Raw genomic sequence first — 10,104 nt, forward strand, 5'->3', positions numbered from 1 at the left:
TGTTGCAGGCTGCTTTTTTTGTGGTGTAGATGCTATGTCATACGCTTTGTTTTTGTGTTGGACAGGTTAGATTATCAGTCGGTACATCTCCCTTTAATCAGTATTTTATGGTCTTCGAGGTATTCGTATTGCAGGCCTTTTTTGGCGTACTTTATGCTTTCCAGAACTACCGACAGTATCTCGTTGTTATAGATGGCGGTAAGGTGACAGTTTTTGAGTTTTTCTTCGGCAAAGACAAAAGTTACCCCATACCAGGCTTCCAGTACTTTGGTAACCTCCGATAGCGAAGTATCTTCGAAACGGATGATCCCGTCCTTCCACTGTATAAAGTTGCTGATGTCTGTTTTTCTGCGGGAGATCCGGTTGGTTGTTTTGTCAAACACCCCTTGCTCGTCCGGTCCAAGGAATACGGCATGTTGCCCGGAAGCTACTTTGACTTTCCCGGTAGCTACCGTAACGGTCACTGCCGGGCTATCGGGGAAGGTATTGATGTTAAAAGAAGTTCCCAGCACTGTGGTCCGGACTTCCCCGGAGGTAATCACAAAGGGCCTTTCGGGATTTTTGGATACATTAAAGAAGGCTTCCCCGGAGAGTTCCACCTTGCGGATGTTGCCGGTAAACCTTTCCGGAAATTTGAGGGTACTGCCCGAGTTGAGCCGTACTTCCGTACCGTCAGAGAGGGTCAGGCTCAGTTTTTGTCCCCAGTCCGTATGCTTTTCCAGGAGGGTTACAGGATGGGTCTGGGCCGGTGTATTCCATTTCAGATACAGCGAAAACCCGATACCCAGGAGAATAACTGCCGAAGCCGCCACTTTACCCCAGGCTATCCGGCGGAGTATGCTGCGCCGGGCTATGGAATTGCGGATTGCGCGCTGCAGCTTTTGCCCGGTACGTCTTTTGTGCTGGGGATTGTGAAAGACACCCTGTTTCCGCCTGTGGAGAAGCCGGCTGTCAAATTCTTCCAGAAGCAGTTCCTCCCTGTGGTTCAGGGTGCCGTCCTGGTATTTTTTCATTAAGGTTTTAATCTCGTTTTCGGTCATTGTACGTGCGTTACACCTTAGAGTACCAAAAACATTACGGTACGCACATGGCCATATGCAGTGTTAACGATTGCTTAATCTGCCGGGAATTCCCTTAACTTTTTGGTAAAAAACACAGGATAGAAGATACCGTTCCGGCGGGCCGTGCGGGGGCAGGCAGGGGTGGCATAAGGGGGTTAAAAGAAGAATATGCGCACTACATACAGTTCTCTGCGCAATTTGGCCAGGGCAAGGGATAACTGGTTTTCTACCGAGCGACGGGATATCTGCAGTTGCCCCGCAATTTCCGTATTGCTGTAGTGGTGTATACGGCTCAGGGTAAAGATCTCCCTGCATCGTTCCGGAAGGTCTGCTATAATAGTTTGTATCTTTTTGGAAAGCTCCGTAACATCTTCTTCCAGTTCGGTCTCTGCCGGGGTGGTTATCGTATGGGCTGTTTCGGCCTGTAAAGGGGTGAATTTCGAATCTCTCAGCGCATTATAACACCGATAGCGTATGGCGCGGTAGAGGTAGGGTTTTATATGGCGTATCTGTACTTCTTCCCGGCGCTGCCAGTAGTCGATCCAGACTTCCTGCACGAGATCCTCAGCTACGGAACGGTCCGGGAGCATTGAGGCCGCGTAGGTGTACATCGGTTCCCAGAGCATGTTAAAGAGTATATTAAAAGCTTCTTTGTCGGAGTTCTGTACACGTCTTGCAAACCGGTCTATACGGGCATCACTTTCTGTAGTATATGGTGTTGTCATACGATGAGGTATAACGGTGTGTTACGGGTTACGTTCTTTTTCCCGGATGATACGATGTCTCCACAGTCTGCGGACTCCGGTAACATCTGCGGGCAGATTCGGAGCATAAGCGGTACAGCAGGGTTGCGTGTATTCCCCTGGCGTAATCTTGGGTGTTCCGGGGCATGGCTATGGGTAAAAACAAGCCCGTGAACCCGGGCAACTTCCGGTGGACACAAGATTTCCTGACTTGCTTTTACCGGTTGCAAAGTACACAAAAATCGTGTGGACGGATATTATGTTATTGTAAATTCATGTTGTGGTGCAGTTTACATTAGCGTCATCTGCCCGGCGCTAACAGGGGGGCAGGAGCCCTGTTAGCGCTGTGGTGCGGTATTCCGGGAAAGCGCCTATGGACAGCAATATGGAGGTATTATTGCTGGTTGTCCAGCTTAAAAGCTACTTTCAGGAAGGCAAACGTATCGTAATTATAGGTCTGATTGTTGGAGAAGCCTTCCCCGGTCGTATTATAGTCATACTTCGCTGTGCCCAGCAGGTTGTAAGCGCCAACGGTAAAGGTCCAGCGGTCGTCTGCAACAGCTTTTTGCAGGGAAGCCGAGGAATTGAGGAAACCTTCGCGGGTGCCCTGCACTTCCTGTACGGGACTGTTGTAGTTCATGTTGTATTTCAGGATAAAACCGTGAGGGAGCGAAAGGGTGTTATTCCATTTGAATTCGTAATTGAACTGCTTCCGCGTTTGCTGTTCGTTTTCGAAATCGATGTGCAGCCTGTAATCGAACAGGGAGGTGCTGAGGTTGGTTTCCCACCATTCTGCGGGTTTGTAATTGCCCATAATCTCTATCCCCGTACTTTTGGAGGTACCTACGTTATGGGGTTTTATAAGGAGTAGTCCCCCGGCGTCGGAGGTATTGATATCGTTAATAACATTGGTTCCTGCGCGGTGGAAGAGTTGAATGCTCAGGTAGTTTTTATTGCTCCAGTTTTGCTTGAAACCTACTTCATACGCATTGATATAAGACGGACGGATATCCGGGTTTCCCTCGAAGTAGGCCGTTACGCTTTGGTAGCGCCGGTAGGGCGTAAGCTGCCAGTATCCCGGACGGTCTATCCGGCGCGAATAGTTACCTACCAGTTGGGTCTGCTCCGAGATATTATAGAGCAGGTGTACGGTAGGGAAAAGCTGGGTAAACTTATCTGTTCCGGGCACAAAAAAGATTTCGCCTTCCGGGGTGCGGTAGCTGTAGTCGGTCTTGGTATAGGTGTTTTCTACCCGCAATCCCAGCTGGTATTCCAGCAATCCTATACCGCTTTTAAACGTGGCATAACCCGAGTAGATGTTTCTGCGGAAATCGACGGTTTGTGCGGTGCGTTGCCCGGAATAGGGCACGAGGTTACCCCCGGCATCGAAAGTACCGTTTTCGTTGCCCAGCAGCGGTATCTGGTGTACTTCGATCTCCATACCTGTTTCCAGCGAACTCTTTTCCGAGAGGGGCAGGGTATAATTGATCTTACTGTCCAGGACCAGCTCCTTATTTTCAAAACCTTCGTACCCCACGGCCGAGACGCTGTCTGTATATAGCTTACGGTCTTTTTGCTGCTCTTCGTAAGGGGAGAGGTAGTAGGAGACATCGGCATAGGCGCTGATCTTGTGCGATTTGTCTGTTTTGAAATAATGTTCGTAATTGAGCGTACCCCCGATATAGTGGAATTTTTCGAAGCCGGAAGACCGCAGCCGGTATATTTCGGCAGCTTGCAGATCTCCTGTTTCCGTAAGCGGCCCTGCGCTGACGTTACCGCGGATAGTGCGGAAGTTTTTCATTTTAAAAGGGTTGATATGTACGGCCATATCAATGTAGTCCTTGTCCGTAATGTCGTGATTAAAACCGGCTTCGACATACATACGGTCAGCGCCGTTGCTGTAACGTTGGTTCAGCCTGGTCTGGTAGGGAACACCGTCTTCCATTACGGTCTGTACCTGTTGGAGCTTAAAGTTAGACCACACGTTGTGCCCGCCGTTGGTATTGATATACCAGCCGCTTTTTTCACTTTTCTTGTCGATAGAAAAATAGCCCTGTACCGCACCACGCGAATTGGCATACGTATTGGCATTGATGGCATACCCCTGCATACGGTTTTTTTTGAGGATCACCTGTATAATCCCTGCCGTACCCTCGGAGGCATACTGTGCCGGCGGGTTGGTAATAATCTCTATGCGTTCTATCTGCGATGACGGAATCTGTCTCAGTTTCTCCACCCCGTTGGCCACCGGGTGCCCGTTGATAAATACGCGAAAGGTGCCGTCTCCCCGATATTTGATATTCCCTTCCACGTCTACACTTACCGAAGGGACGTTTTCCATAAGGTCTATGGCCACATGGGCCGCAGGGAAGGCCTCCGCATTGATAATCTGCCGGTCTACCTTGTACTGTACCGCCGGACGGGACGATTTTACGACTACTTCTTCGAGGTTCTCCACCTGTTCTTCGAGGTATATGGTGCCCACATTGCTGTTTTTACCGTCTACCCGCAATGGTTTTTGAACTTCGCGGTATCCCATAAAATTTACGGTAAGCGTATAATTACCCGGAAGTACCCGGGCAATAGAAAAGCGGCCTTCCTCGTCACTGACGGCCCCGAGCATGGTACTGTCCGAAGCTATAACGGTAACATTGGCATAGATAACAGGTAACTCCGTGTCTTTATCCAGGAGTTTACCGTGTACGGAGGTTTGGGCATGTATATAAAAGGCGGGGAGTATGAAGAACAGGAGTAAGGTCGGTTTCATAAAAGCACAATTCTTTTTTATAGAGATGGCAATTACAGGAGACTGTTACACCTGCGACAGTAAAAAACATAATTTTAACATATACGAGGAAAAAGCAGGGATCATGCGTCTGTTTTACCCATGGGGGGCTATGTCGAAGATATGGCAAGGCGTGTCCATTTTGTCCGCTTTGTCCGTTTTTGTCCACTTTTGTCCGTTTTTGTCACCCCCTTCCCGGGTTTTCTTCGGGTCTTCTTCGGGTCTTGTTCGGTAGTCCTTCGGAAAACAGGTACTTTTTCCGAAGAAATGTCGAAGGACGGTCGAAGGAAACCGGGCTTCGGTACACCTTTCGGTCACTGCACCATACCTTCGGTGCTCCGTTCCCTACACGCATTCAGCCCTCGTTAAATAGACGGGGCAGAGGCGGCTGCGTGTTCCGGCTATGCCGGCATGTACCGAAGCCCCGGGTTGTCGACGGTCTTATCCACCTCCCCATACAAGGCTATAAGCGAGTCCAGAAGTTGCATAGCCCCCTGCACTTCGGCAAAATAGTTTTTTATCATGCCGTGTATGGCCTGGCGCAAATCTTCTTCGTTACCTACAGGGGCCAACTCCCCACCTGTACCCAGCAATGCCCTGAAGCGTTCTGCGAGTTCCGGTAACGGCCTGCAATCTTGCGCCTGGCGCTGCACCATATCTTCAAGCCCCTTTTTGCAGGCGTAATACCGCAGGAGGAATTGCTTTTCTGTCAGGGCCAATACCTTGTCCAGTTTGGCCTGCAATACGGTGAGCTGCTCGGGCCGTATCTCGTAGGCGCCATAGCGTACTTCGTGGTAGGCCCTGTCGATGAGGTGCAGCAGGGTGGCATCGGGTTCCTTTTCGGGGGCGAATACCTGCCCGAGTTGCGGCACATGGGCAAGGATGTATTGCTGGTGGGTGCCAATACGGTGGCATACCTTTTCCCTGCCCATGACCAAACACTCTGCAGCCCGATAGGCCAGCTCAAAGGCCTGGTGCAACATAAAGGCGGTTGGTGGCATCTGGCCTGCCTCCAGGAAAAACTGTGCCCCCCGGCTAAAGCTTACCGCCTTGTCGTAGTTGTGCTCAAAACAGCTTCTGGCCTTGCTCAGAAGGGGGTGCAGTTGTGCTGCAGATAGCAGCTCCGGGGCCTGCGTGTCCGGGCCGCAGTATTGCAGGTGCCCGGGCATACAGGCATGCAGGAAAAAGAGGTTGCCCTGTTCCAGTTGTGTGCGTGCAGTATGCTCGGTGTACACCCGGTAGCGATACTCGGGGTATTGCGCAAAAATATCCGAGACGGAGGGCAGGTTTTTATTGGGCCGGTTGGGGGCTGCGGTGAGTATCAGTACCCCGGTTTGTCCGGCTATGGGAAAAGCGTAGACATAGGTGACATCCATGATGGCTACGACTTTATGGACGATATAGGAGATTTCGGTATTCATAAGTTTGTGTTTTTGGCGGGTTAATTTTTGTGTATCCATTGGACGATTTCGTGCTGGGGTATGGAGGTTTTTACCACATCGCGGAAGTGCATACGCTCCCACACGGTGCCCCCGTCTGCGGCGCATACTTTGGTAAAGAGGTGCAGGCGGGAGGTGAGCAGGGAGACCAGGGTATCGGGTACGGATAGCTCCCGTATTTTATTTTTCTTTTTGTTCAGGTGGAGCAGGGCATACCTGGGGGTGCCGTTGTCTTTGGCCAGGGCTACCCACTCAAAATAGCGCACAATGGCTAAGGGTTCGTGGCTGTCCAGGAGCCTGGTGATCTCTAAAGCTTTCATAGACGTATGTTTTTTATGGTTATACAACAGGCTGCACTCCGGGCAGCTTGCCGGGGTGTGCCGATCTCCGTAGGGGAGTTGGTAGTACGTGGTGCTAAAAAGAAAAGAAAAAGGCGTCCCTGTTCCTTTCCGTACTACCCCAAACATGACAAGGCATACGCCTTGCTAAAGGATTTATGCGAATTTTCCAAAAGAATAATGGTGTAGATGGCGTTGCTTTAGAGAAGAGTTACCGTAAAATAAATGGGCGTGGAACTCAACTTACCGCATTGAGGTACTGGCATACCCGACGATGATAAGAGAGCCCACGCCCGGGTCGTGAGCTAAATTACTTATCCTCTCATCGTCTAAAAAGTGCCAGTTTTCAATACGAGATTCTAAGCAATAGCTTCTAATATTTTTCTATTTGAAGAATTGCAAAAATATTTATTTCAATTCAAATATAGGTATAAATATTCAAATGCGTATAATAATACGCACTATTTTTTTTGTGTTTCGATTACTTTGTTTTTATGGATGATAAAACAGATATAGGCAAATTAGTGTCTCGTTATATTTATTACACTTGGATTTCTAAAGCTAAATCTCAAAGAGATTTTGCATCTACCCATGATATTGAAGAAGCCACAGTTAGGAGAATTAAAAATGTAGCATTAGGAACTTCGAATGTAGAGTATAACATGACCGTCAAGACATTACACAAAATATGTAATAAAAGGGGAATTTCTTTACAAGATTTTTTTAGAATGGTAGAGGAGTTTTCTAAAGGGGCGCGTTAAGGTCCTTTTTTTATTGGCAATGTGCAATACTTGCTTACGCTATCTCGTCGTTAATAGGCTGTTTTTGCTGATTCTAAGATAAACTTTCTCGAAAAAATGTGGCTTTCCGTAACGGAATATAATGAATAGGTATTACTTTAGTAAATGGGTTTTGAAAGTGAGCTTTTGAATCTGGTATGGTATGTAGGTGGGTATTTCAGCTAAGTATTGTGTAAGAGCCATAGCGGTCTGACATGGGTAATAATTCTATTTATGGTTTTATGTATATTTGAATGTATACCGTTATAACAAACCTAAAATACTTGATAGATTGAAATAAGATAAACAAGATCGTTGTTATTTGCTTTATCCGGTTAGTTAAGAGGATAAAATGGTATATTTAATACGTATATAAGGAGTTAGATTTTATTTGAGAAAATTATGACTATACCGAAATCCCTATTTCATTATTACGAACTTGACAACGGCCCATTCCGGAATATTACTGAATATGGATTTGAGAAAGCCGAGATTATCCAGAAACAAATCTTAAAAGGGTGGAATAGTAAAAGACCAGAGAATTATGTTGGTTTAAGATTTTCATTGGAAAAGCGAATTAGAGAGCAGTTTATCTTAAAAGGAGGAAAACCGAACAGAAATGACCCTTTTTATTTTACACTTGGTGAATGTGATTGGGCAAAATCTTGGTATATAAATCCTGGTGTTATAAAAATCCCTTTAACTGACTTTAGCCCTGATCATATAAGTTTTACTTATCCTGACAGTATGGTGTCATTTCAGTTTTATGATGAACCTAAATTAAAAACATATAGAAAAAATTGTAATGGACAAATTTTTCTGTTAAGTGAAATAAGTGGCTTAATAAATAAATACGGGATTCCATCAGAAGAAAAGTGTCAAATAGAAGAAAGACTTCAATACGATAAATACATTGAGGCTCAAGTGTGGGATGATGAAGTAATAAAGGAATATAAAAACAAAGCCTAACAGCAGCTATCCGAAAGTGGCGGTTCAGTGGTTAAATCAAGCTTTGTGCTCCTATCAAAGTTTGTTCTTGGTTGATAGTTAAGTGTTTATAAATAAACATATTGGTGTTGATGCAAACCGTTAGGCACAATATGAATAAAACTTTGAGAAGAAGATTATCAATTAGTATTTTGACCCTATTTCTGACTCAAATCGGATTTAGTCAATCAATTGAAAAATTTGTCGATTCGACAATCAAAGTTGATAGGCTAAATGTTCCAACTGATTTAAGACAACCTTACTTTCCGAAAGAAATGTTTCCTGAAGTTGAAATGGATTGGATTAAAACTGATAATGGAACGAAAATAGTAACTAAAGTCAAGGAAGGAACTTATGACGAATTTGTTGTGAATTGGTATTCAAAGCATCTTCATGCAATGAAAGAACCTTTGTTGTTTAATAGAAAAATTGACAAAGAAATTTATCGCTTTACTTGGTTAAGGACTTTTGACAAACCAATGACTTTTAGATTTGAAAAAGGAAATGATGGATATATTCTTTATTGGAAAGTTCTAACTGGTTCTGGTGGATATGAACCTGGAGAAATAGAAGTTGAGCGAATAAAAATACTAACCGAAAAAGAATGGGCTGAATTTACGCAACTTGTTGGAAAATCGGATTTTTGGAATATGGACTTGGGTCGTAGCTCAATAGGGACGGATGGTTCTGAATGGATTATGGAAGGTGTAAATCAAACAGATTATAGAGCTGTAAGTGTTTGGTCGCCGAGTAAAGGGAATTTTTATAACACTTGTGATTACCTGATTTCCTTAGTTAATTTGAAAATACCGGAAAGAGAAAAATATTAAAAATAATGTGCCTATCCTATAAAGTGCGTAAATAAGAAATATCGCTTCGCTCTGCAAAGTTTGCAACTTCGCAGTTTACTATATGTTATCGATATGCCTATATTTGAATTCTCCGCGCTGAGGGGGTGCCCAAAGGTTTTTTTGAGGGCTGCTTCTATTTTAATAAGGTTCTTGTATAGAACTGTAAGCTTCCCCTAATTTTACGACAATACATAAAAAGGTGCTTTTGGGGATAGGGTTTCGAAGTTGCTGAATGGCTGATGTATGTTTTTACCCTAAATCGACAATTATAAAATTGTAATTAACGATAATAAGAGATTATAAGCTTTACTATCAAAAATCAGCTCATTACTTGGAGGATATACATCAAAGAATTAATCATGTGAATGCCGAAATGTCCAGGTATCAAAACCAACTGTACGGGATGAAAAAACGGATTCCTGTTTTAATCTTAATTGGAACGGTATTCGCTTTTCTGTTTCCTTATTTACCGGGACGATATGGAAGACCCGCTATGGTAGATACGTGGGGCTATAGCAACGCGGTCATATTTAGTGCAGTTATTTTTGCAATAGTCTATCTAATCGGTTATTCTATGAGGAAAAATGAAATAGAGAAAAAACTCAGGGAGTTGAAGCTGGAAAAATATCTGATAGAGAAGGATTTAGGGGAGTGAAGGACGGAACCTACAGCCAAAGCCTTATTTCTCCCGTACAATGCCACGCTAAGCGCTATTTCTGGTCATAGTAGTTAGTGCCATAAACTCCTCACTTTTCTATGTTCTCCGTATTCTGCCAAATGTAAAGTGGATATTCCGGACTAAGCTGACCCCTCTAAAGCCTACCTTTTAGGTATCTGTCATTCCGGCGGATGCTGACCCCCTTGTAAATTTAAAAATGGTTTTCCGGTAAAATTATTCCGGATCATACTGCCCCCCATTTTTTGAATTGGTTTTTGGTTTATTTGATGGATACCATCAAAAGATAAGTAATGGCCGGAAAACCAAAACGAATGAGTCAAGTAAAACAAATACTCCGTATGCACCAGCAGGGCAAGGGCATAAAAACTATTGCCAGAACCTTGTCCATCAGTAAGAATACCGTTAAAGGGTATGTTCGTAAAGCTAAAACAGGTACGCTTCG

General features: G+C 44.9%; 11 protein-coding genes. 5 read left to right on the top strand and 6 right to left on the bottom strand.

The genetic code is table 11. From position 1 onward, the window contains the following. Positions 1–74: 74 nt before the first annotated feature. From BT112_RS12350 to BT112_RS12375, 6 genes are all read right to left on the bottom strand, one after another. Entirely contained in the window at positions 75–1,013 is a 939-nt protein-coding gene (locus BT112_RS12350) for a FecR family protein (protein WP_072317688.1), read from the bottom strand. Between the two features lie 203 nt (positions 1,014–1,216). Next, positions 1,217–1,786 carry an RNA polymerase sigma factor gene (locus tag BT112_RS12355; RefSeq protein ID WP_072317689.1) on the bottom strand — a complete coding sequence of 190 codons (570 nt, stop codon included), beginning with the start codon at positions 1,784–1,786 and terminating at the stop codon, positions 1,217–1,219. 412 nt (positions 1,787–2,198) lie between these two features. Then, positions 2,199–4,571, bottom strand: a complete 2,373-nt coding sequence (locus BT112_RS12360) for a TonB-dependent receptor (RefSeq protein ID WP_072317690.1) — start codon at positions 4,569–4,571, stop codon at positions 2,199–2,201. Positions 4,572–4,773: 202 nt separating this feature from the next. After that, entirely contained in the window at positions 4,774–4,944 is a 171-nt protein-coding gene (locus BT112_RS21870) for a hypothetical protein (RefSeq protein ID WP_175545792.1), read from the bottom strand. A gap of 46 nt (positions 4,945–4,990) precedes the next feature. After that, positions 4,991–6,010, bottom strand: coding sequence for a HEPN domain-containing protein (locus BT112_RS12370; protein WP_139276166.1), 1,020 nt, complete (start codon positions 6,008–6,010; stop codon positions 4,991–4,993). 20 nt (positions 6,011–6,030) lie between these two features. Beyond that, a complete protein-coding gene (locus tag BT112_RS12375) occupies positions 6,031–6,348 on the bottom strand; it encodes a hypothetical protein (protein ID WP_072317693.1) in 318 nt (105 codons plus the stop codon). 512 nt (positions 6,349–6,860) lie between these two features. Here BT112_RS12375 and BT112_RS12385 point away from each other — a divergent pair. From BT112_RS12385 to BT112_RS22225, 5 genes are all read left to right on the top strand, one after another. Then, positions 6,861–7,127, top strand: coding sequence for a hypothetical protein (locus tag BT112_RS12385; protein WP_072317711.1), 267 nt, complete (start codon positions 6,861–6,863; stop codon positions 7,125–7,127). A gap of 420 nt (positions 7,128–7,547) precedes the next feature. Then, on the top strand, positions 7,548–8,114 hold the full coding sequence (locus BT112_RS12390) for a hypothetical protein (protein ID WP_072317695.1): 567 nt from the start codon (positions 7,548–7,550) through the stop codon (positions 8,112–8,114). A 131-nt stretch (positions 8,115–8,245) separates the two neighbouring features. Further along, entirely contained in the window at positions 8,246–8,962 is a 717-nt protein-coding gene (locus BT112_RS12395) for a hypothetical protein (protein ID WP_139276168.1), read from the top strand. Positions 8,963–9,386: 424 nt separating this feature from the next. Then, positions 9,387–9,638, top strand: a complete 252-nt coding sequence (locus tag BT112_RS12400) for a hypothetical protein (RefSeq protein ID WP_139276170.1) — start codon at positions 9,387–9,389, stop codon at positions 9,636–9,638. A gap of 335 nt (positions 9,639–9,973) precedes the next feature. Continuing rightward, a partial coding sequence (locus BT112_RS22225) for a LuxR C-terminal-related transcriptional regulator (protein ID WP_139276172.1) occupies positions 9,974–10,104 on the top strand: 131 nt, incomplete at its 3' end.

The organism is Sinomicrobium oceani (assembly GCF_900119185.1).
Lineage (GTDB): Bacteria > Bacteroidota > Bacteroidia > Flavobacteriales > Flavobacteriaceae > Sinomicrobium > Sinomicrobium oceani.

What these genes read in the sequence shown, in the direction of transcription:
- BT112_RS12350 (WP_072317688.1), bottom strand. Translation starts at nt 1,013, where the DNA reads ATGAAAAAATACCAGGACGGCACCCTGAACCACAGGGAGGAACTGCTT.
- BT112_RS12355 (WP_072317689.1), bottom strand. Translation starts at nt 1,786, where the DNA reads ATGACAACACCATATACTACAGAAAGTGATGCCCGTATAGACCGGTTT.
- BT112_RS12360 (WP_072317690.1), bottom strand. Translation starts at nt 4,571, where the DNA reads ATGAAACCGACCTTACTCCTGTTCTTCATACTCCCCGCCTTTTATATA.
- BT112_RS21870 (WP_175545792.1), bottom strand. Translation starts at nt 4,944, where the DNA reads ATGCGTGTAGGGAACGGAGCACCGAAGGTATGGTGCAGTGACCGAAAG.
- BT112_RS12370 (WP_139276166.1), bottom strand. Translation starts at nt 6,010, where the DNA reads ATGAATACCGAAATCTCCTATATCGTCCATAAAGTCGTAGCCATCATG.
- BT112_RS12375 (WP_072317693.1), bottom strand. Translation starts at nt 6,348, where the DNA reads ATGAAAGCTTTAGAGATCACCAGGCTCCTGGACAGCCACGAACCCTTA.
- BT112_RS12385 (WP_072317711.1), top strand. Translation starts at nt 6,861, where the DNA reads ATGGATGATAAAACAGATATAGGCAAATTAGTGTCTCGTTATATTTAT.
- BT112_RS12390 (WP_072317695.1), top strand. Translation starts at nt 7,548, where the DNA reads ATGACTATACCGAAATCCCTATTTCATTATTACGAACTTGACAACGGC.
- BT112_RS12395 (WP_139276168.1), top strand. Translation starts at nt 8,246, where the DNA reads ATGAATAAAACTTTGAGAAGAAGATTATCAATTAGTATTTTGACCCTA.
- BT112_RS12400 (WP_139276170.1), top strand. Translation starts at nt 9,387, where the DNA reads ATGAAAAAACGGATTCCTGTTTTAATCTTAATTGGAACGGTATTCGCT.